Consider the following 20,166-nt stretch of genomic DNA (forward strand, 5'->3'; position numbering starts at 1 on the left):
CGACAGGCCGGCGCTCACTCCCCCCTTGCGCCGGCCTTCGGCGTTCAGGGGCGGGGTTCCTCCCCGGTGGTGCGGTCCAGCAGGGCGCGGGCCTTCCGGATGCGGGGATGCCCGGGATGCAGGCTGCGCCCGCAGTCGGCCAGTGCCCGGCGGGCCTCCGCCTCCGCCTCCTCGCGGCGTCCCAGACCGAGCAGGGCCTCCGCCGTCACCAGGCCGAGGAGTCCGCTGTCCTTGCGGTCCGGTGGCGGCGTGCAGCTCCGCGCCTCGGCCAGCGCCTCCTCGTACCTGTCCTGTCCGTTCAGGCTGCGCGCCAGCACGACGCGCAGGTGCGCGGCGCCGTCGCCCGCGCGGGCGAGGTTGCCGCGGGCGATGGCCTCCGCCTCCTCGGCGCGGCCCTGCCCGCACAGTGCCCCGGCCAGGAGGCCCAGGGCGCTCAGTTCCAGCTTCGCCAGGGTGATGAGGTGGGCGAGACGGGATATCTCACCGAGGATGTCCAGTGCCTCCCGCTCGGCCTCCTCGTACCGCTCCTGGCCGGAGAGGACCACCAGGCGGTTCCTGCGCACCACCAGCCGCAGGACCTGCGTCTCGACATCGACCGGTGCCAGCTCGGCGATCAGCGTCTCCAGCTCGCCCAGCACCTCCGCCCCGCGCCCGTGCGCGACGGCCGCCATCGTGGCCAGCGTCCGGGCCTGCCACTCCGGCAGGGGCCGCCTCCGCCGGCCACTCCGGGCGCCCTCGGCGAGCGCGCGTGCCGTGGCCTCGACCTCCTCGTACTCCCCCTGCCTGAACCGGTCCTCGAGCCGGGTGAAGAGCTCGCGCCGTGTCTTTTCCCGTGTCCTTCGTATGGGCTTCACGGGCGGTGAGCCTACGGGCCCCGCCGACCTGCGAAGCTGGTCGGCATGCTGCTGCTCGGACCGCCCCTGCTCCTCTTCGCGCTGATCACCTGGCAGGTCCTGGCCGACGGACCGCTGGTGGATCTCGACGAGCGGCTGAGCGAGGACCTGATCCGGCCGGACGGGACCTCCGAGGTGCTCGCCGACATTGGCAACGTCCAGGTGGCCGTGCCCGTCCTGGCGGTCGCCCTGGCGGTCGCCGGGTGGCACGGACTCCGGCGGGGCCGTGACCGCTGGTGGCTGCCGCCGCTCGCCGGGGCCGTCGCGATGGCGCTGGTTCCGGTGCTGGTCGCGCCGCTGAAGGAGTGGACCGGCCGGCCCGGCACCCCGGCCGTGCCCCCGGCGGTCGGCTACTACCCCTCCGGCCACACCGCGACCGCCGTCGTGGCCTACGGCGCGGCGACGCTGCTGCTCCTCCCCCTGCTGCGGTCGCCGGCCCTGCGCCGCGGGCTGGTCGTGCTCTGCGGCGTCCTGGTGCTGGGCGCCTCGTACGGACTGGTGCGCCGGGGGTACCACTGGCCGCTGGACGTGGCGGCCAGCTGGTGCCTGGGCGCGGCGCTGCTGATCGGTCTGCGGCTGCTGGTCGGGCGCACCGGCGCGCGCGTCCCCGAGGACGGCACCACGTCCCCGCCCGCGTGCCGCTGAGGTCCGCCGCGCCCACGGGGTCGCGCGGTGCCGCCGCCGCTCAGCTGTCGAAGCCCAGACCGAGCCTGTCCATCGTCCGCAGCCACAGGTTGCGGTGCCCGCCCCGGGCGTCCGCCCTGGCCAGGGACCACTTGGTGAGCGCGATGCCGGTCCAGGCGAACGGCTCCGGCGGGAACGGCAGCGGCTTCCTGCGCACCATCTCCAGCTCCGTGCGCTCGGTCCGCTCCCCCGCCAGCAGGTCCAGCATCACCTCGGCGCCGAAGCGGGTGGCACCGACGCCGAGCCCCGTGTAGCCGGCGGCGTAGGCCACGCGGCCGGCGTGCGCGGTGCCGAAGAACGCCGAGAAGCGGGAGCAGGTGTCGATCGCGCCGCCCCAGGCGTGGGTGAAGCGCACGCCCTCCAGCTGCGGGAAGCAGGTGAAGAAGTGCCCGGCGAGCCGGGCGTAGGTCTCCGGACGGTCGTCGTACTCGGCGCGCACCCGGCCGCCGTAGGGGTAGATCGCGTCGTAGCCGCCCCACAGGATCCGGTTGTCGGCGGAGAGCCGGAAGTAGTGGAACTGGTTGGCGCCGTCGCCGAGGCCCTGGCGGTTCTTCCAGCCGATCGAGGCGAGCTGCGCGCCGGTGAGCGGCTCGGTCATCAGGGCGTAGTCGTACACCGGGACCGTGTAGGGGCGTACCCGCCGTACCAGGCTGGGGAAGACGTTGGTGCCGAGCGCCACCGTACGGGCGCGGACCGCTCCGTACGGGGTGCGTACGGCCATGCCGCCGCCGTGCGGCCGCAGATCGAGGGCGGGGGTGTGCTCGTACACGCGGACGCCCAGCTCGAGGCAGGCCCGCTTCAGGCCCCAGGCGAGCCGGGCGGGGTTCAGCATCGCCACCCCCCGGCGGTCGTACAGGCCGGCCACGAAGGTCGGGGAGTCGACCTGGTCCCGCACGGCGTCGGTGTCCAGGTACTCGATGCCCTCGGCGAGGCCCTCGGAGCGGATCCTCTCGTACCACTCGCCGAGCTCCCGGGCCTGGTACGGGGCGGTGGCGACGTCGATCTCACCGGTGCGTTCGAAGTCGCAGTCGATGGAGTGGCGGGCGACCGTCTCCTCGATGGCGTCGAGGTTGCGGGCGCCCAGCCGCTCCAGGGTGCGGATCTCGTCCGGCCAGCGGGTCAGTCCGTTGGGCAGGCCGTGGGTGAGGGAGGCGGCGCAGAACCCGCCGTTGCGGCCGGAGGCGGCCCAGCCCACCTCGCGGCCCTCCACCAGCACGACGTCCCGGGCGGGGTCGCGCTCCTTGGCGGTCAGCGCGGTCCACAGTCCGCTGTAGCCGCCGCCCACGACCAGCAGGTCGCAGGTCTCGGGGCCGGTCAGGGCCGGCTCCGGGCCGGGCCTGCCGGGGTCGTCCAGCCAGTAGGAGACCGGGCGGGCCTCGGAAAGGGATGGCGTCCAACGGCTCATGGCGACAGGGGCCATGATTTCAACTCCCTACAGGACTGCGGTTCTGTTTCTATGCCTTCTGCCGGTTCCGGCGATTGCCGATGAGCATGGAGACCAGGACCAGCAGCACGGCGACGACGAACATGCCGGTACCGATGACGTTGATCTGCACGGGTGTTCCGCGCTGGGCCGATCCCCAGACGAACATCGGGAAGGTGACGGTCGAACCGGCGTTGAAGTTGGTGATGATGAAGTCGTCGAAGGAGAGCGCGAAGGCGAGCAGCGCGCCCGCCGCGATGCCGGGGGCGGCGATCGGCAGGGTGACCCGGAGGAACGTCTGGAGCGGGCCGGCGTACAGGTCCTGCGCGGCCTGTTCCAGGCGGGGGTCCATCGACATCACCCGCGCCTTCACGGCGACCACGACGAAGCTGAGGCAGAACATGATGTGGGCGATCAGGATCGTCCAGAAGCCCAGCTGGGCCCCCATGTTGAGGAAGAGGGTGAGCAGCGAGGCGGCCATGACGACCTCGGGCATCGCCATCGGCAGGAAGATCAGCGAGTTGACGGCGCCGCGGGCCCGGAAGCGGTAGCGGACCAGGGCGAAGGCGATCATCGTGCCGAGGAGGGTGGCGCCGATCGTCGCCCACAGCGCGATCTGGAGGCTGAGCGACAGCGAGGCGCACAGTCCGGAGACTCCGCAGGGATCCTGCCACGCCTCGGTGGAGAATTCCTGCCACGTGTAATTGAAGCGCCCCTTCGGATTGTTGAAGGAGAACACCGTGACGACGACGTTCGGCAGGAGGAGATAGGCGAGGGTCAGCAGTCCCGCGATGACGACGAGACGGCGCTTGAGCCAGTTGACGAAGGCCATTTAAACCAGATCCTCCGTGCCGGACTTGCGGATGTACAGGGTGACGACGACGAGGATGGCGGCCATGAGGATGAACGAGAGCGCCGCGGCCGTCGGGTAGTCGAGGATCCGCAGGAACTGCGACTGGATGACGTTGCCGACCATGCGGGTGTCGGTGGAACCGAGCAGGTCGGAGTTGATGTAGTCGCCGGACGCCGGGATGAAGGTCAGCAGCGTGCCGGAAACCACGCCCGGCATCGACAGCGGGAAGGTGACGCGGCGGAAGGTGGTGGAGGGCCTGGCGTAGAGGTCGCCCGCCGCCTCGTGCAGCCGGGGGTCGATGCGCTCCAGGGAGGTGTAGAGCGGCAGGATCATGAACGGCAGGAAGTTGTACGTCAGACCGCACACGACCGCGAGCGGGGTGGCGAGCACCCGGTCGCCGGCGGTCCAGCCGAGCCACGCGGTGACGTCCAGGACGTGCAGGGCGTTGAGGGCGTCGACCACCGGGCCGCCGTCGGCGAGGATCGTCTTCCAGGCGAGGGTGCGGATGAGGAAGCTGGTGAAGAACGGCGCGATCACCAGAATCATGATCAGGTTGCGCCAGCGTCCCGCGCGGAAGGCGATCAGATAGGCCAGCGGGTAGCCGAGCAGCAGGCAGAGCACGGTCGCGGAGGCCGCGTAGAGCACCGAGCGGACGAACTGCGGCCAGTACTCGGAGAGCGCCTCCCAGTACGTCGCGAAGTGCCAGGTGACCTCGTAGCCCTGTTCCAGGGAGCCCGTCTGCACGGACGTGGAGGCCTGGTAGATCACCGGCAGCGCGAAGAACACCAGCAGCCACAGCAGGCCGGGCAGCAGGAGCAGGTACGGCGTCCAGCGGCCGCGCCTGCGCGGGGGTTTCCTCTCCGGGGCGGGCGGCGCCACGGGTGGCGCCTCGGTGAGCGTGGCCATCAGGCGACCTCTTCCTCGACCGTCTCGACGCCGGCGTCGATGTCCTGTGCCGCGTCGAGGCCGAAGGTGTGCGCCGGGTTCCAGTGCAGGACGACCTCGGCGCCGGGCACCAGCCGGGCGTCGCGGTCGATGTTCTGCACGTAGACCTCGAAGTCGGTGCAGACGGGGCTGTCGACGACGAACTGCGTGGAGACGCCGATGAAGCTGGAGTCGGCTATCCGGCCGGTGATGCGGTTGCGGCCGCCGGGTATCTCGCCGGCGTCGTCGGCGTGGGTGAGGGAGATCTTCTCCGGGCGCACACCCACCAGCACCTTGCCGCCCGCCGTGGTGGGGGCGCTGTTGCGGGCCTCGGGCAGGATCAGCTTGCCGCCGCCCGCCTCTAGGACGAGTTCTCCGCCGGACGCGGAGTCGACCTCGGCCTCGATGAAGTTGGAGGTGCCGAGGAAGTTGGCGACGAAGGTGGTGCGCGGGTTCTCGTAGAGGTCGGCGGGCGAGCCGAGCTGCTCGACGCGGCCGGCGTTCATCACGGCGACCGTGTCGGCCATGGTCATGGCCTCCTCCTGGTCGTGCGTGACGTGCACGAAGGTGATGCCGACCTCGGTCTGGATCCGCTTGAGCTCCAGTTGCATCTGGCGGCGCAGCTTCAGGTCGAGGGCGCCGAGCGGCTCGTCGAGGAGGAGCACCTTGGGGTGGTTGATCAGCGCGCGGGCCACGGCGACGCGCTGCTGCTGGCCGCCGGAGAGCTGGTGCGGCTTCTTGCGGGCCTGCTCGCCGAGCTGGACCAGTTCCAGCATCTCGTCGACCTGCTTCTTCACGCTCTTGATGCCGCGCCGGCGCAGGCCGAAGGCGACGTTCTCGAAGATGTCGAGGTGCGGGAAGAGGGCGTAGGACTGGAAGACCGTGTTCACCGGCCGCTTGTACGGCGGCAGGGCGGTGACGTCCTGGTCGCCGAGGTGGACGGTGCCGACGGAGGGCTCCTCCAGGCCGGCGATCATGCGCAGGGTGGTGGTCTTGCCGCAGCCGGACGCGCCGAGCAGGGCGAAGAAGGAACCTTCCGGCACGGTCAGGTCGAGGGGATGCACGGCGGTGAAGGAGCCGTAGGTCTTGCCGATGCCGGTGAGGCGGACGTCCCCGCTGTCGCCGGGCGCGTTGGTGTCTTTGGTGGTCTTCATCTCGTCACGCCCCAGTGAGCTTCGCGAACTTCTCTTCGAATTCCGTTTCTTCCTTGGAGCTCAGGGAGCGGAAGGCACGGGACTTGGCCTGCATGGCCTTGTCGGGGATGATCAGCGGGTTGTTCGCCGCGTCCTCGTCGATCTTCGCGAGCTCGTCCTTCACTCCCTCGACCGGGCAGACGAAGTTGATGTAGGCGGCGAGCTGCGCGGCGGCCTGCGGCTCGAAGTAGTAGTCGATGAGCCGCTCGGCGTTGGTCTTGTGACGGGCCTTGTTCGGGATCAGCAGGTTGTCGCTGGACATCATGTAGCCGCTGTCCGGGATCAGGAAGTCGATGTCGGGGTTGTCCGCCTTCAGCTGGACGACGTCCCCGGCCCAGGCCACGCAGGCGGCGAAGTCGCCCTTGCTGATGTCGGCCGTGTAGTCGTTGCCGGTGAAGCGGCGGATCTGGCCCTTGTCGACGGCCCTCTGGAGCCGGGCGAGCGCCGCGTCGTAGTCGTCGGCGGTGAACTTCTCCGGCTCCTTGCCCATGTCGAGCAGGGTCAGGCCCATGGTGTCGCGCATCTCGGTGAGCAGGCCGACCCGGCCCTTGAGCCTGGGGTTGTCCAGCAGGTCGGAGAGCGTCCGCACCTCGACGCCGTCGAGCGCCTTCTTGTTGTAGGCGATGACGGCCGCGATGCCCTGCCAGGGGTAGGAGTAGGCGCGTCCCGGGTCCCAGTCGGGGCTGCGGAACTGGGGCGAGAGGTTGGCGAAGGCGTTCGGGAGGTTGGCGGGGTCGAGCTTCTGCACCCAGCCGAGCCGGATCAGGCGGGCGGCGAGCCAGTCGGTGAGGACGATGATGTCGCGGCCGGTGTCCTGGCCCGCGGCGAGCTGCGGCTTGATCTTGCCGAAGAACTCGGTGTTGTCGTTGATGTCCTCGGTGTACTTGACCGTGATGCCGGTGCGCTCGGCGAAGGCGTCCAGGGTGGGGTGCTCGCGCCCGGCCTCGTCGACGTCCATGTACTCGGTCCAGTTGGAGAAGCTGACCGACTTCTCCTTCTTCGAGTGGTCCTCCGCCGGTACGCCGCCCTGGGTGTTCCCGGCAGGGGGGATGCCGCAGGCGCTCAGCGCGCCGAGTCCGCCCACCGCGAGCGCGCCGCCAGCGGAGGCGCGCAGCAGGGAACGGCGGCTCAGTGCCGCCCTTCCGTTGCGGAAACTGCGCCGGACGGCGGCCTCCTGGGCCGGCGAGAGGCGGTCGGGCTCGTACTGCTCCATGCGCGTGGTGCCCTTTCGGGAGGATGGCCGCGGTCGGACGGCCTGGCTGCTATCGGTCCCCGAAGACGGTGCGGTGCCAGTCCTTGCGGACCACCGCCGTGTTGTCGAACATGACGTGCTTGATCTGGGTGTACTCCTCGAACGAGTACGAGGACATGTCCTTGCCGAAGCCGGACGCCTTGTAGCCGCCGTGCGGCATCTCGCTGATGATCGGGATGTGGTCGTTGATCCACACGCACCCCGCCTTGATCTCGCGGGTGGCCCGGCCCGTGCGGTACACGTCGCGGCTCCAGGCGGAGGCGGCGAGCCCGTACGGGGTGTCGTTGGCCAGCGCGATGCCCTCGTCGTCGGTGTCGAAGGGCAGGACGACCAGCACCGGACCGAAGATCTCCGACTGCACGACCTCGCTGTCCTGCGCCGCGTCGGCGATGAGCGTGGGGCGATAGTACGCGCCGTTCTCCAGTTCGCCCAGGGGTGTCCCGCCGCCGGTCACGACCCGTGCGTAGGCGCGTGCCCGGTCGACGAAGCCGGCCACCCGGTCACGCTGGACGTGCGAGATCAGCGGACCGAGGTCGGTGCCGGGGGCGAAGGGGTCGCCGAGCCGGACCGTCTCCATCAGGGCGGCGGTGCGCTCGACGAACGCCTCGTAGAGCGGACGCTGCACGTACGCGCGGGTGGCGGCCGTGCAGTCCTGGCCGGTGTTGATCAGCGCGCCCGCGACCGCGCCGTTGACGGCGGCGTCGAGGTCGGCGTCGTCGAAGACGACGAAGGGTGCCTTGCCGCCGAGTTCGAGGTGGAGGCGCTTGACCGTGGCGGTGGCGATCTCGGCGACCCGCCTGCCGACGGCGGTGGAACCGGTGAAGGAGGTCATGGCCACGTCGGGGTGGCCCACCAGGTGCTCGCCGGCCTCCCCGCCGGTCCCGGTGACAATGTTGATCACGCCGTCCGGGATGCCCGCGTCGGTGGCGGCCTGCGCGAAGAGCAGCGAGGTCAGCGGGGTGAGTTCCGCGGGCTTGAGGACCACGGTGTTGCCCGCGGCGATCGCCGGGAGGATCTTCCAGGCGGCCATCTGGAGCGGGTAGTTCCAGGGGGCGATGGAGCCGATCACGCCGATGGGCTCGCGGCGGACGTAGGAGGTGTGGTCGCCGGAGTACTCGCCTGCGGACTGGCCGGGGAGGTGGCGGGCGGCGCCGGCGAAGAAGGCGATGTTGTCGATCGTGCCCGGGACGTCGAACTCGCGGCTCAGCTTCAGGGGCTTGCCGCACTGCAGCGACTCCGCACGCGCGAAGTCCTCCGCGCGCTCGGCGACCACGGCGGCGAACCGGTGCAGGGCGTCGGACCGCTCGCCGGGCGTGGCCCCGGCCCACCCCGGGAAGGCCTCCCGGGCGGCGGCGACCGCCGCGTCCACGTCGTCCGGGCCGGCGAGGTCGTAGGTGAACACCTCCGCGCCGGTGGCCGGGTCGACGACCGCGTGGGTGCGGCCCGAGGTGCCCTTGGTCAGGCGGCCCGCGATGAACTGCGCGCCGTCCGCGAACCGGTCCTGGGCGGGGAATCGTTCCGGGGTGGTGGTGCCCGGGTTGTGCATGTCGCGCTCCTCCGTGTCCCCGAGGGGGGCGGCGTGGCTCCAGCTCGATTTGAGTGCCGATCCTGACAGAGCAATGAGTCGTCAACAAGGGATTCCGTTGTTGAATTTTGGTTACGCGACGGAATCTGTCGACCAGGTGTCGAGCGGCCACGGAAAAGGCAGGACGGAGTGTCGGTGGCGCCTGCCAGAATCGCGTGCAGGCACGAGAGCACGGGGGTGGCGGTGAGCGGGACGACGTGGACGACCGGTTCCAGGGAGGCGCTGGTCGAGGCGCTGGGTGCGGGGGCGCGGGTCAAGTACCTGCACTTCTGGGGGCATCGCCCGCCGCCCGGCGGTGGGGTCGGTGCGGGCTGCCTGAGTCAGTGGTGGCCGTCGCCCTTCACGGTGGACGGCGTCGGGTACGCGACCGCCGAGCACTGGATGATGGCCGCCAAGGCCCGGCTGTTCGGGGACGCGGAGGGCGAGCGGCGGGTCCTGGCCGCGGAGCATCCCGCCGAGGCGAAGAAGGCGGGGCGGCTGGTGCGGGGCTTCGACGAGGCGACGTGGCGCCGGGAGCGGTTCGGCGTCGTCGTGGAGGGCAGCGTGCACAAGTTCGCGGCCCACGACGACCTGCGGGCGTTCCTGCTGGGCACCCACGACCGGGTGCTGGTCGAGGCGAGTCCCGTGGACCGGGTGTGGGGCATCGGTCTCGCGGCGGACGACGAGAGGGCGTCGGACCCGGGGCGGTGGCGCGGGCCGAACCTGCTGGGCTTCGCGCTGATGGAGGCCCGCGAGCGGCTGCGGGCCCCACGACCGGCTAGGTGAACAGGACGAGCGCGCCGAAGGCGATGCCCAGCGCGATGCCGACCGATCCGCAGATGATCCCCGCCAGGGCCTGCCCCCCGTTCGTGGCCTCGCCGCGCAGGGCCTTGGCCCGGCCGATCCCGCCGAAGATCACGGCCAGCACGCCCAGCAGGATCGCCACCGGCCAGAGACAGAAGACGACGGCCGAGATGATCCCCAGCACGAGCCCGGTGACGCCCAGTCCGTTGCTCGGCAGGGGTGCCGCGCCCGCCCAGCCCGGATACGCCGGTGCGGGCGCGGCGCCGTACCCGCCGCCCGGGTAGCCGTACGCGACCGGTCCGGGGCCCTCGGGGCCGATGGGCGGCGGCGGGACGGGCTCACTGCCCGCCGGGGGCGCGAACGGGTTGGCCGCCGGGGTGGACGCGGCGGGCGGCACGGGAGCGGCCGGACCCGCCCACGGTGGGGCGGCCGGGGCGGGGCCGTCACCCAACGCCGGGAAGGACGTCACCGTCTGCTGGTCGTGGACCGAAGGGGAAGGCGCGGAGGGCACGGAAGGCGCTGAGGGCACGGAAGGCGCTGAGGGCACGGAAGGCGCTGAGGGCGCTGAGGGCGCGGACCAGGGCGGGGTGCCGCCCGTCACGACCGTCTCACCGGGCCCGCCGGCCGCCGGCGTGCGGTCCGACGGCAGTGCCCAGGGATCGGGGGCGGCCGGCCGGGACGTCCCGGTGGTCCGGGCGTCCACCAGGGAACCGTCCTGGGCCTGCGCGTCCTGCCCGCCGCCGTCGGCCGGTGCCGGCCACACGGCACCCGGGTGCGGACCTCCCGGCGGCGTGCCGCCCGCTGTCTGTTCCCGCGCCTTCGGCGTCTGCGCGTCGTCGGCCATGCGCTGGGCCCCCTCCGTCGGACGTCCCGTCATGCTACGGCCCGCGCCCGCTCCGTGCGCGCCCGGCCTACGATGATCCCCGGACCACCGATCAGCCGATCACCCGCGTCCCGCCGCGACCCGGCCGGGGCGCCGTTCCCGGGGAGGAACCATGACCGACCGCCTCGACGCGGCCACCGCCGGACAGGACCGCGACCTGCACGCCTTCATCGCCGGACTGCCCAAGGCCGAACTGCACGTCCACCACGTCGGCTCCGCCTCCCCGCGCATCGTCTCCGAACTGGCCGCCCGCCACCCCGACTCCAAGGTCCCCACCGATCCCGAGGCGCTCGCCGACTACTTCACCTTCACGGACTTCGCCCACTTCATCGAGGTGTACCTCTCCGTCGTCGACCTGGTCCGCACCCCCGAGGACGTCCGGCTGCTGACCTTCGAGGTGGCCCGCGAGCTGGCCCGGCAGCAGGTGCGGTACGCCGAGCTGACGATCACTCCGTTCTCCTCCACCCGCCGGGGCATCGACGAGCGGGGGTTCATGGACGCCATCGAGGACGCCCGCAAGGCCGCCGAGGCGGAGTTCGGGACCGTGCTGCGCTGGTGCTTCGACATCCCCGGCGAGGCCGGCCTGGAGTCCGCCGAGGAGACCGTGCGGATGGCGACCGACGACCGGCTGCGCCCGGAGGGCCTGGTCTCCTTCGGTCTGGGAGGACCCGAGATCGGGGTGCCGCGTCCCCAGTTCAAGCCGTACTTCGACCGGGCCCGCGCCGCCGGACTGCGCTCCGTGCCGCACGCCGGTGAGACCACCGGTCCGGAGACCGTGTGGGACGCCCTCAACGAGCTCGGGGCCGAGCGCATCGGACACGGCACCAGCAGCGCCCGGGACCCCCGGCTGCTCCGGTACCTGGCCGAGCGGCGCATCCCGCTGGAGGTGTGCCCCACCTCCAACATCGCCACCCGCGCGGTGACCACGCTCGACGAGCACCCCGTCAAGGAGTTCGTCCGCGCCGGTGTCCTGGTGACGATCAACTCCGACGACCCGCCGATGTTCGGCACGGACCTCAACAACGAGTTCGCGGTCGCCGCCCGGCTGCTGGACCTGGACGAGCGGGGCCTGGCCGAGCTGGCGAAGAACGGGGTCGAGGCGTCGTTCCTGGACGCCGCCGGCAAGCAGCGGCTGGCCGCCGAGATCGACACCTACACCGCCGGCCGGCTCGCCTCCTGACCACCTCGCGAAGGGCCGCCATGCGCCACGTGACCGCCGTCGGACACCGCGGCGACCCCTACCGCGAGCGGGAGAACACGCTCGCCTCACTGCGGTCCGCGCTCCACCGGGGCGCGGACGCGGTGGAGATCGACGTACGGCTCACCCGGGACGGCGTCCCGGTGCTGCTGCACGACGCGACGCTGAAGCGGCTGTGGGCACACGACCGTCCGCTGCTGTCGCTGTCGTGGGAGGAGGTGCGCGGGCTGACGGAGGACGGCGTGCCGACGCTCTCGGACGCGCTGGCGGCGACCGGCGGCAGCCGGGTGATGATCGACCTGCCCGGCACGCCGGACGTCCGTGCCGCGCGCCGGGTCGTGGAGACCGTCCGCGAGAGCGGCGCCGGGGACCGGGTCTACTACTGCGCGGGCGCCCCCGCCATGCTGGCCGTCCGCGCGGCGGACCCGTCCGCCGAGATCGCCCTCACCCGGACGACCCGGGCGCCGGCCCGGGCGGGGCTGCTGGCGGCGATCCGCCCGCGCTGGCTGAACTACCGCTTCCCGCTGGTCGACCGGGCCCTCGCCGAGCGCGTGCACCACGACGGGTACCTGCTGTCCGTCTGGACGCCGGACACCCGCCGTTCCCTGCGCAGACTGCTGGCCGCGGGCGTCGACTCGATCACCACCAACCGCGTCGACGTCCTGTGCGCGCTGCGCGACGCGCGGGCCGGGGCCTCCGCGCCACGGCGGCCGTAGCCGGGCCGGCGGCCGGGGTCCCGGCCGCCGGCCCGGGCTCAGATGCCCATCGACGCCATCTCGATCGCCGATCGGTAGTTGGCCGCGGTCGTCACGACACAGGCCCGGTATGAGCGGTTGTCCTTCACCGCCAGGAAGTAGTCGCGCAGGTTCTTCCAGTAGCTGACGAGGTAGCCGAGACCGGGGACGAAACCCGGCGGGCGCGGTACGAGGGAGAAGGCCGCGCTGCACCGCAGGATCTCCCCGGTGGCGGTGGACAGCACGTCGGCCACCTCGGCGTTCATGTTCCACCCGGCGGCGAGTTGCGGGGTCCAGATCGCCCCGGCCACCTCCCTGAGCCGCTCCTGCTCCTCCGGGGTCGGATCGCTCAGCACCCCCGCCGACACGGGCACCGGCGCCGTGGCCGGCGGGCCGCCCGCCGCGACCGCCGCCGGCCCCGCGGCCACCGCGCCGACCACCGCCGCCGTCAGTACGACACCGGCCTTCAGCCCTCGCCGTCTCGCCGCGGCGAACCCACCTGTCGTCATCGTGTGTCCCCTCCCGTACGTCTCGCCCCGGCCGGTCATGCCGGAGGCAAGCCCGACCGTGTCACGGGGCCGCGGGACGGTCAACGGCGGCAAACACGCCATCGTTCGCCCCGCTCCCGGCCATCGCCGCGGTGGTGCCGGCGGAGGGCAGGAGCGCTTCCAGCCGCTTGATCCTCCGGCGGACGACGTACAGCGGGATGACGCCGAACACCCCGAACGCCATGTCGATGACGCTCCACCAGAAGGGGATGCCGCGGATCGGGCCGCAGACGAGGGCGAGCGGGACGACACCGGCGCAGGCGATCATGCCGAACTCGACGACCCAGATGTTGCGGACCGGGTCGCGGTAGGGGCCGTAGAAGGCGACCGCGATGACGAGGTGGGCGAAGGCGAGCCAGTCGGTGCCGTAGAGGAGGAAGGGGTACTCGGCGTCGGCGGTGTCGAGCCCGTCGCGTACGCGCGTGATCCAGTCCATCAGGCCGGGGAGGTGCTCGGGCGCCGAGAGGAGACGCAACACATCCTCCGCCCAGCGCAGTTCGTGCACCAGGGGGAAGGCCGTGACGCCGCTGAGGACCAGGCAGACCACGAAGAGGGCCAGCCAGGCGCGAATGCCCTTGAGCAGGGCGGCTCTGTCGCTCATGGCGACAGCGTACGCCTATTTGAACGTGTTCAAAACTGTGGGCCCCGGGCCGTCCGCACGAAAAGGCCCCGCACCCCTCGAGGGGTGCGGGGCCTTCGCGCCCGGGCGGGCGGTCACCCGTCCAGCGACGTCATCACGTGCTTGATGCGCGTGTAGTCCTCGAAGCCGTACGCCGAGAGGTCCTTGCCGTAGCCGGACTTCTTGAAGCCGCCGTGCGGCATCTCCGCGACCAGCGGGATGTGCGTGTTGATCCACACGCAGCCGAAGTCGAGCCGCTTGGACATGCGCATCGCGCGGGAGTGGTCCTTGGTCCACACCGAGGAGGCCAGCGCGTACTCCACGCCGTTGGCGTACTCGACGGCCTGGTCCTCGTCGGTGAAGCGCTGGACGGTGATGACCGGACCGAAGACCTCCTTCTGGATGATCTCGTCGTCCTGGTTCAGGCCGGAGACGACCGTCGGCGCGTAGAAGTAGCCCGCGTCCCCGACGCGCTTGCCGCCGGCCTCCACGCGCGCGTGCGCGGGCAGCCGCTCGATGAAGCCCTCGACCTGGGCGAGCTGGTTGGCGTTGTTGAGCGGGCCGTACAGCACGTCCTCGTCGTCCGGCATGCCCGTCCTGGTCCCGGCGGCGGTCTTGGCGAGCGCGGAGACGAAGGCGTCGTGGATCGACTCGTGGACGAGGACCCGCGTGGCGGCCGTGCAGTCCTGGCCGGCGTTGAAGAAGCCCGCCTCCGAGATGCCCGCGACGGCCTTGTCGATGTCGGTGTCCTCGAAGACGACGACCGGGGCCTTGCCGCCCAGCTCCAGGTGGACCCGCTTGAGGTCCTTGGACGCGGACTCGGCGACCGACATGCCGGCGCGCACCGAACCGGTGATGGAGGCCATCGCCGGAGTCGGGTGCTCGACCATCAGCCGGCCCGTGTCGCGGTCGCCGCAGATGACGTTGAAGACGCCCTTGGGCAGGATCGAGCCGAGGATCTCGGCGAGCAGGACCGTGGAGGCCGGGGTGGTGTCCGAGGGCTTCAGCACGACCGTGTTGCCCGCGGCGATCGCCGGGGCGAACTTCCACACGGCCATCATCATCGGGTAGTTCCACGGCGCGACCTGCGCGCAGACGCCGACCGGCTCGCGGCGCACGATCGAGGTCAGGCCCTCCATGTACTCGCCGGCCGAGCGGCCCTCCAGCAGCCGCGCCGCACCCGCGAAGAAGCGGATCTGGTCCACCATCGGCGGGATCTCCTCGGTGCGGGTCAGCCCGACCGGCTTGCCCGTGTTCTCCACCTCGGCCGCGATGAGTTCCTCGGCGCGCTCCTCGAAGGCGTCCGCGATCTTCAGCAGCGCCTTCTGCCGCTCGGCCGGAGTGGTGTCGCGCCAGCCGGGGAACGCCTCGGCGGCGGCCGCCATCGCGGCGTCCACATCCGCCTGCCCGGACAGCGGAGCGGTCGCGTACGCCTCGCCCGTCGCGGGGTTGACCACCTCGGTGGTCCGTCCGTCGGCGGCGTCCCGGAACTCCCCGCCGATGTAGTTGCGCAGACGACGCAGCTCGGTGCTCACTGCAGGCCCTCCTGGTGTTCCTTGTGGGTGTTCCCGAGGTGTTCAGGGATGAGATGTCTGGGTGTCCACCCTCTGAGACACCCACCCTAAACCGACGGCTGCCGATTTCAACACCCCCACCGGCCCCGCTCCTGCGAAATCCGCACACCGAGACCGCGCAGACAACGAATTTCATCGATCGAGCCTTGCAGAACTGTCGATTCGTCGTGCACAGTGGCCCCGTGGCCAGTCGAAGCGCAGACCCGAAGGACTCCCGCGAGTCCAAGAACGGCGGAGGTCCCCAGTTGGACGCCGTCTCCCTCGCCATCATCGAGCAGCTCCAGGAGGACGGCCGCCGGCCGTACGCCGCCATCGGCAAGGCCGTCGGTCTGTCGGAGGCGGCCGTGCGCCAGCGCGTCCAGAAGCTGCTCGACCAGGGCGTGATGCAGATCGTCGCCGTCACGGACCCGCTCACCGTGGGCTTCCGCCGGCAGGCGATGGTCGGGGTCAACGTCGAGGGCGACGTGGAGGCCGTGGCCGACGCGCTGACCGCCATGGACGAGTGCGAGTACGTGGTGATGACCGCGGGGTCCTTCGACCTCATGGTCGAGATCGTCTGCGAGGACGACGACCACCTCCTGGAGGTCATCAACCGGCGCATCCGTGCCGTCCCCGGAGTGCGTTCCACCGAGAGTTTCGTCTACCTCAAGCTCAAGAAGCAGACCTACATGTGGGGAACCCGATAACCGTGAGCACCGACCGCACCGAGGACCTCAGCAAGTCCGCGTACGACCACCTGTGGATGCACTTCACCCGCATGTCCTCGTACGAGAACTCCCCCGTGCCCACCATCGTCCGGGGCGAGGGCACCCACATCTACGACGACCGGGGCAGGCGCTACCTCGACGGCCTCGCGGGCCTGTTCGTGGTGCAGGCGGGCCACGGCCGCCAGGAACTCGCGGAGACCGCCTCCAAGCAGGCGCAGGAGCTGGCCTTCTTCCCCGTGTGGTCCTACGCCCACCCCAAGGCCGTCGAACTGGCCGAGCGGCTCGCGCACGAGGCCCCGGGCGACCTCAACAAGGTCTTCTTCACCACCGGCGGCGGTGAGGCGGTGGAGACCGCCTGGAAGCTCGCCAAGCAGTACTTCAAGCTCGTCGGCAAGCCCACCAAGCACAAGGTCATATCCCGCGCGGTGGCCTACCACGGCACCCCGCAGGGCGCCCTGTCCATCACGGGCCTGCCGGCCCTGAAGGCCCCCTTCGAGCCGCTCGTCCCGGGCGCGCACAAGGTGCCCAACACCAACTTCTACCGGGCTCCGATCCACGGCGACGACCCGGAGGCGTTCGGCCGCTGGGCCGCCGACCAGATCGAGCAGCAGATCCTCTTCGAGGGCCCCGACACGGTCGCCGCGGTCTTCCTGGAGCCGGTGCAGAACGCGGGCGGCTGCTTCCCGCCCCCGCCCGGCTACTTCCAGCGGGTGCGCGAGATCTGCGACCAGTACGACGTGCTGCTCGTCTCCGACGAGGTCATCTGCGCCTTCGGCCGCCTCGGCACCACGTTCGCCTGCGACAAGTTCGGCTACGTCCCGGACATGATCACCTGCGCCAAGGGCATGACCTCGGGCTACTCCCCGATCGGCGCGTGCATCGTCTCCGACCGGCTGGCCGAGCCGTTCTACAAGGGCGACAACACCTTCCTGCACGGCTACACCTTCGGCGGCCACCCGGTCTCCGCTGCGGTCGGCATCGCCAACCTCGACCTGTTCGAGCGCGAGGGCCTGAACCAGCACGTGCTGGACAACGAGGGCGCCTTCCGCGCCACCCTGGAGAAGCTCCACGACCTGCCCATCGTCGGCGACGTCCGCGGCAACGGCTTCTTCTACGGGATCGAACTGGTCAAGGACAAGAACACCAAGGAGTCCTTCGACGCCGACGAGACCGAGCGCGTCCTGTACGGCTTCCTGTCGAAGAAGCTCTTCGAGAACGGCCTGTACTGCCGGGCCGACGACCGGGGCGACCCGGTCGTCCAGCTCGCCCCGCCGCTGATCTCCGACCAGTCGACCTTCGACGAGATCGAGCAGATCCTGCGCGCGACCCTCTCGGAGGCGTGGACCAAGCTGTAGTCCCGTTGCTCCGTCCGGGTTTCCGATCTTCCTTCTGGATGATCAACACCGGCCCCGGTGCCCCCCGTTCGAGTGAGAAACGGCGGCCCGGGGCCGCGTGCTGTCCGGCCTCCCGCCGCGGCCTGCCTAGCGTGCCTGTGACCGATCGGCCACGCCTTCGTTCCCCCGGACGGGGGACATTCCCGCATCGCGCACGGCATTTCCGATCCGAACCGAGGTGTACGCCATGGTGGCCCCACCGGACAACGACGTGCTCTGGGCGCGCGCCCTGCACTTCCGGCACGACGACGGCTCGCCCGGCCTGAGCGGGGTCTCGCTCGGCGTCCGGGAGGGCGAGATCCTCGCGGTCGGCGGTCCGCGCGGCAGCGGCAAGACGACCCTGCTGCGCTGCCTGTCCGGCCTGCTGCCCGCCAGGAGCGGCGAGGTCTGGTTCAACAGCGTGCCCGTGCACACCATGGGCCCGGCCGCCCGGGAGAGGCTGCGCCGGGAGCGCTTCGGCTGGATCGACCCGGTCCCGCTGCTCGTGGCGGAGCTGAACGTGTGGGAGAACGCCGCCCTGCCCCTGATGCTGCGCGGCACCGGCCGGCGCCGCGCCAAGACGGCCGCCCTGGAGTGGCTGGAGCGCCTGGACATCGGGGACAGGGCCCGCAGGCACCCGGTGGAGCTGACGCACGCGGAGCGGCAGCGGGTGTGCATCGCCCGGGCCCTCGCCCCGGCGCCCTCGGTGCTGTTCGCCGACGAGCCCACCGCCCCGCTGCACCGGGTCGACCGCGCGCACGTCCTGCGCACGCTCACCACCGCGGCCCGCTCGCACGGCATCACCGTGGTCCTCGCGACGCACGACGCGCACACCGCCGCCCTGGCCGACCGCACCGTGTCGCTGCTCGACGGGCGGCGCGTGCGCACCCTCCACCTGCCGCCGGTTCCCGGTGCGGCCGAGACGGAAGGCCGGGCGACGTGCTCGCTCTCCGTCTGAGCCTCGGCGCCCACCCCGCCGTCCAGCTGCGCCGGTTCCTCGTCGCGGCCGCGTCGGCCGGCACGGGCTTCCTGCTGCTGAGCGCCCTCGGCCACGCCCTGGCCCACCCGGAGCCGTCCGTCTCGGCCCTCCGGCTGGCCTGGTGCACCGCCCCGCTCGCGGCCACGGTGTACTTCGCGGTCGCCGTCGCCCGCACCGATCCGGCCACCCGTCCCCGCCCCGGCCTGTCGGCGGTCGGCCTCGGCCCCGTCCGGCTGATGGCGGTCTCCGCGGCCACCACGGCGGCGTCCTGTCTGCTCGGCTCGGCGCTGGCCCTGCTGGTCTTCCTCGCGCTGCGGGGCGACCTCACCGCACTGCCCTTCGACGGCGCCGGGACGGACTTCCTCGCGGCCGGCCGGCCGCTCCCGCTGCCGGCCGCGCTGACGCTGCTGGCCCTGGTGCCGGTGAGCGCGTCGGCGGCGGTCGCGGTGGCGCTGCGGCCGCGCGAGCCGGTGACGGGCGCGCCCCGTCCGCCCCGCGCCTACGGCCGGTTCGGCGCGTACCGGCGCACGCCGGCGCTGGAGTCCTTCGGGGCCTACGGGCGCTTCGGCAAGCAGTTCGGGCCGTCGGCACGCGGCCGGCGCGCCACCGGGGCGGCGCGGGAGCAGGAGGGCGCGGCGGGCGCGGCCGAGGGCGCCGCCGCGGCCGACGCCTCGTCACCCGGGGTGGCCGACGCCCCCGCGCCCGGGGCTCCCGCCGACGCCCCGCCCGACGTGCCGCGGACCGTCCCCTCCGGGCTGCCCTGGGGCATCACGGTGCTGGCGGTGGGGCTGGCCGTGGAAGCCTTCGCCAGCCGTCCGGGCCCCGGCTCGCCGGGCGACCGGCCGGCCGCGCTGCTCGGACTGGCCCTGGCCTGCGTCGGGCTCGCCCTCGCCGGTCCCGGCCTCACGCACCTGTGCGGCCGGCTGCTCCAGACGATCCGCCCGGGGGCCCTGCGGCTGCTGGCCGGGCGGGTGCTGATGACGGAGGCCACGCGCATCGGGCGCCCGCTGGGGGTGGTCTGCGCGGTGATGTCGGCCGCGTACGCCATGGCCGCGCTGCACGACCGCGAGGACACGTCGTCCGCTCCGCTGGTCGCGCTCGGGGTGCTGCTGGTGGCCGGCTGCACGGTGGCCACCCTGCTGACGGCCGCCGTGGAGTCCCGGCAGGCCCGCGCCGACACCACCGCCGCGCTCCGGCGCCTCGGGGCACCCGCGGTGACCCTGCGCAGAGCGGCCGCGCTCCGCGCGGGAGCCCTGCTCGCCCTGTTCGGGCCACTGTCACTGCTCGTGGCCGAACTGTCGACGTGGCCGCTGACCGGCTGACCGACGCCCGGCGCACCCCCGGGAACCGGACAGGAGTCCGGCCGGAAATGATCCCCGGCGGCCGATGAGTTCCGCCGGGGACGCCGGTCTACCCCCACGAACGCCACGGAACCGAACGGGAGAGGCCCCCCATGTACCAGCAGATGATCTTCGTGAACCTGCCCGTCGCCGACCTCGACGCCTCGAAGAAGTTCTTCACCGAGCTCGGCTACTCGATCAACCCGCAGTTCAGCGACGAGAACACCGCCTCCGTCGTGATCAGCGACACGATCATCGCGATGCTCCTGACCCGGCAGAAGTACGCGCAGTTCACGAAGAAGGAGATCGTGGACGCCACGAAGAGCAGCGAGGTGCTGCTGGCGCTGAGCGCCGAGAGCCGCGAGAAGGTCGACGAGCTGGTGGAGAAGGCACTGGCCGCGGGCGGGTCGACCGCCGGCGAGACGCAGGACCTCGGCTTCATGTACGGCCGCTCCTTCGACGACCTCGACGGCCACACCTGGGAGGTCGCGTGGATGGACCCGGCCGCCCTGGAGGGCTGACGAACAGCGGGATCCGGCGGGGACGGGCACACGGCGGCCCGTCCCCGCCCGGTGTCGCGGGAGGCGTCCGGCGGCGTTGAAACGTCCGGGTGGTTAATGA

At 71.9% G+C, this 20,166-nt stretch carries 20 protein-coding genes; 9 read left to right on the plus strand and 11 right to left on the minus strand.

The features are described from left to right. Nucleotides 1-44 precede the first annotated feature (44 nt). Entirely contained in the window at nucleotides 45-854 is an 810-nt protein-coding gene (locus IE118_RS20760) for a hypothetical protein (RefSeq protein ID WP_189559486.1), read from the minus strand. 45 nt (nucleotides 855-899) lie between these two features. Between IE118_RS20760 and IE118_RS20765 the strand changes: the two genes are divergently transcribed. Then, nucleotides 900-1,538: a phosphatase PAP2 family protein gene (locus IE118_RS20765; protein ID WP_189559487.1), complete on the plus strand. Its 639-nt coding sequence runs from the start codon at nucleotides 900-902 to the stop codon at nucleotides 1,536-1,538. A 40-nt stretch (nucleotides 1,539-1,578) separates the two neighbouring features. On the opposite strand, the gene IE118_RS20770 is transcribed toward IE118_RS20765, so the two are convergent. From IE118_RS20770 to IE118_RS20795, 6 genes are read right to left on the minus strand one after another with little or no spacing between them, the layout of a single operon-like run. After that, nucleotides 1,579-2,997, minus strand: coding sequence for an NAD(P)/FAD-dependent oxidoreductase (locus IE118_RS20770; protein ID WP_189559488.1), 1,419 nt, complete (start codon nucleotides 2,995-2,997; stop codon nucleotides 1,579-1,581). Nucleotides 2,998-3,031: 34 nt separating this feature from the next. Further along, entirely contained in the window at nucleotides 3,032-3,832 is an 801-nt protein-coding gene (locus IE118_RS20775; protein ID WP_189559489.1) for an ABC transporter permease, read from the minus strand. Then, nucleotides 3,833-4,759 (minus strand): ABC transporter permease, encoded by a 927-nt coding sequence (locus IE118_RS20780; RefSeq protein ID WP_189559490.1) that lies wholly within the window; start codon nucleotides 4,757-4,759, stop codon nucleotides 3,833-3,835. It lies immediately after the preceding gene. Next, complete coding sequence (locus IE118_RS20785) at nucleotides 4,759-5,931, minus strand: ABC transporter ATP-binding protein (RefSeq protein ID WP_189559491.1); 1,173 nt, start codon at nucleotides 5,929-5,931, stop codon at nucleotides 4,759-4,761. The genes IE118_RS20780 and IE118_RS20785 overlap by 1 nt, the downstream gene beginning before the upstream one ends. A 4-nt stretch (nucleotides 5,932-5,935) precedes the next feature. After that, complete coding sequence (locus IE118_RS20790) at nucleotides 5,936-7,183, minus strand: polyamine ABC transporter substrate-binding protein (RefSeq protein WP_189559492.1); 1,248 nt, start codon at nucleotides 7,181-7,183, stop codon at nucleotides 5,936-5,938. Between the two features lie 49 nt (nucleotides 7,184-7,232). Next, a complete protein-coding gene (locus IE118_RS20795) occupies nucleotides 7,233-8,768 on the minus strand; it encodes a gamma-aminobutyraldehyde dehydrogenase (protein ID WP_189559493.1) in 1,536 nt (511 codons plus the stop codon). A gap of 222 nt (nucleotides 8,769-8,990) precedes the next feature. Between IE118_RS20795 and ybiA the strand changes: the two genes are divergently transcribed. Next, entirely contained in the window at nucleotides 8,991-9,572 is a 582-nt protein-coding gene (gene ybiA, locus IE118_RS20800) for a riboflavin biosynthesis intermediates N-glycosidase (protein WP_229846880.1), read from the plus strand. Here the strand turns inward: ybiA and IE118_RS20805 are convergent. Continuing rightward, on the minus strand, nucleotides 9,565-10,059 hold the full coding sequence (locus IE118_RS20805; protein WP_229846881.1) for a DUF4190 domain-containing protein: 495 nt from the start codon (nucleotides 10,057-10,059) through the stop codon (nucleotides 9,565-9,567). The two genes, ybiA and IE118_RS20805, sit on opposite strands and share 8 nt — an antisense overlap. A gap of 526 nt (nucleotides 10,060-10,585) precedes the next feature. Here IE118_RS20805 and IE118_RS20810 point away from each other — a divergent pair. Both IE118_RS20810 and IE118_RS20815 read left to right on the plus strand, forming a co-directional pair. Then, complete coding sequence (locus IE118_RS20810) at nucleotides 10,586-11,653, plus strand: adenosine deaminase (protein ID WP_189559495.1); 1,068 nt, start codon at nucleotides 10,586-10,588, stop codon at nucleotides 11,651-11,653. 20 nt (nucleotides 11,654-11,673) lie between these two features. After that, nucleotides 11,674-12,387 (plus strand): glycerophosphodiester phosphodiesterase, encoded by a 714-nt coding sequence (locus IE118_RS20815; protein ID WP_189559496.1) that lies wholly within the window; start codon nucleotides 11,674-11,676, stop codon nucleotides 12,385-12,387. 38 nt (nucleotides 12,388-12,425) lie between these two features. Here the strand turns inward: IE118_RS20815 and IE118_RS20820 are convergent, their stop codons facing one another. From IE118_RS20820 to IE118_RS20830, 3 genes are all read right to left on the minus strand, one after another. Next, nucleotides 12,426-12,914 (minus strand): hypothetical protein, encoded by a 489-nt coding sequence (locus IE118_RS20820; RefSeq protein WP_189559497.1) that lies wholly within the window; start codon nucleotides 12,912-12,914, stop codon nucleotides 12,426-12,428. A 61-nt stretch (nucleotides 12,915-12,975) separates the two neighbouring features. After that, nucleotides 12,976-13,554, minus strand: a complete 579-nt coding sequence (locus IE118_RS20825; RefSeq protein ID WP_229846882.1) for a hypothetical protein — start codon at nucleotides 13,552-13,554, stop codon at nucleotides 12,976-12,978. A gap of 113 nt (nucleotides 13,555-13,667) precedes the next feature. Continuing rightward, complete coding sequence (locus IE118_RS20830) at nucleotides 13,668-15,107, minus strand: gamma-aminobutyraldehyde dehydrogenase (RefSeq protein ID WP_189559498.1); 1,440 nt, start codon at nucleotides 15,105-15,107, stop codon at nucleotides 13,668-13,670. Between the two features lie 206 nt (nucleotides 15,108-15,313). Here IE118_RS20830 and IE118_RS20835 point away from each other — a divergent pair, with 206 nt between their 5' ends. The 5 genes from IE118_RS20835 (at nucleotide 15,314) to IE118_RS20855 (ending at nucleotide 20,066) form a co-directional block, all read left to right on the plus strand. Continuing rightward, nucleotides 15,314-15,832, plus strand: a complete 519-nt coding sequence (locus tag IE118_RS20835; RefSeq protein ID WP_189559499.1) for an Lrp/AsnC family transcriptional regulator — start codon at nucleotides 15,314-15,316, stop codon at nucleotides 15,830-15,832. A 2-nt stretch (nucleotides 15,833-15,834) separates the two neighbouring features. Further along, on the plus strand, nucleotides 15,835-17,208 hold the full coding sequence (locus IE118_RS20840) for an aspartate aminotransferase family protein (RefSeq protein WP_189559500.1): 1,374 nt from the start codon (nucleotides 15,835-15,837) through the stop codon (nucleotides 17,206-17,208). Nucleotides 17,209-17,434: 226 nt separating this feature from the next. Continuing rightward, on the plus strand, nucleotides 17,435-18,184 hold the full coding sequence (locus tag IE118_RS20845; RefSeq protein ID WP_189559501.1) for an ABC transporter ATP-binding protein: 750 nt from the start codon (nucleotides 17,435-17,437) through the stop codon (nucleotides 18,182-18,184). Further along, the gene (locus IE118_RS20850) at nucleotides 18,166-19,527 is read left to right on the plus strand and encodes a hypothetical protein (protein ID WP_189559502.1); all 1,362 of its coding nucleotides are present in this window, start codon (nucleotides 18,166-18,168) and stop codon (nucleotides 19,525-19,527) included. Before IE118_RS20845 ends, IE118_RS20850 begins: the two co-directional genes overlap by 19 nt. 131 nt (nucleotides 19,528-19,658) lie before the next feature. Beyond that, nucleotides 19,659-20,066 carry a VOC family protein gene (locus IE118_RS20855; RefSeq protein WP_189559503.1) on the plus strand — a complete coding sequence of 136 codons (408 nt, stop codon included), beginning with the start codon at nucleotides 19,659-19,661 and terminating at the stop codon, nucleotides 20,064-20,066. The last annotated feature ends 100 nt before the right edge of the window (nucleotides 20,067-20,166 follow it).

Origin of the sequence: Streptomyces pilosus (assembly GCF_014649835.1) — a bacterium.
Classification (GTDB): Bacteria; Actinomycetota; Actinomycetes; order Streptomycetales; family Streptomycetaceae; genus Streptomyces; species Streptomyces pilosus.

What these genes read in the sequence shown, in the direction of transcription:
- IE118_RS20765 (WP_189559487.1), top strand. Translation starts at nt 900, where the DNA reads ATGCTGCTGCTCGGACCGCCCCTGCTCCTCTTCGCGCTGATCACCTGG.
- IE118_RS20770 (WP_189559488.1), bottom strand. Translation starts at nt 2,997, where the DNA reads ATGGCCCCTGTCGCCATGAGCCGTTGGACGCCATCCCTTTCCGAGGCC.
- IE118_RS20775 (WP_189559489.1), bottom strand. Translation starts at nt 3,832, where the DNA reads ATGGCCTTCGTCAACTGGCTCAAGCGCCGTCTCGTCGTCATCGCGGGA.
- IE118_RS20780 (WP_189559490.1), bottom strand. Translation starts at nt 4,759, where the DNA reads ATGGCCACGCTCACCGAGGCGCCACCCGTGGCGCCGCCCGCCCCGGAG.
- IE118_RS20785 (WP_189559491.1), bottom strand. Translation starts at nt 5,931, where the DNA reads ATGAAGACCACCAAAGACACCAACGCGCCCGGCGACAGCGGGGACGTC.
- IE118_RS20790 (WP_189559492.1), bottom strand. Translation starts at nt 7,183, where the DNA reads ATGGAGCAGTACGAGCCCGACCGCCTCTCGCCGGCCCAGGAGGCCGCC.
- IE118_RS20795 (WP_189559493.1), bottom strand. Translation starts at nt 8,768, where the DNA reads ATGCACAACCCGGGCACCACCACCCCGGAACGATTCCCCGCCCAGGAC.
- IE118_RS20810 (WP_189559495.1), top strand. Translation starts at nt 10,586, where the DNA reads ATGACCGACCGCCTCGACGCGGCCACCGCCGGACAGGACCGCGACCTG.
- IE118_RS20815 (WP_189559496.1), top strand. Translation starts at nt 11,674, where the DNA reads ATGCGCCACGTGACCGCCGTCGGACACCGCGGCGACCCCTACCGCGAG.
- IE118_RS20820 (WP_189559497.1), bottom strand. Translation starts at nt 12,914, where the DNA reads ATGACGACAGGTGGGTTCGCCGCGGCGAGACGGCGAGGGCTGAAGGCC.
- IE118_RS20825 (WP_229846882.1), bottom strand. Translation starts at nt 13,554, where the DNA reads ATGAGCGACAGAGCCGCCCTGCTCAAGGGCATTCGCGCCTGGCTGGCC.
- IE118_RS20845 (WP_189559501.1), top strand. Translation starts at nt 17,435, where the DNA reads ATGGTGGCCCCACCGGACAACGACGTGCTCTGGGCGCGCGCCCTGCAC.
- IE118_RS20855 (WP_189559503.1), top strand. Translation starts at nt 19,659, where the DNA reads ATGTACCAGCAGATGATCTTCGTGAACCTGCCCGTCGCCGACCTCGAC.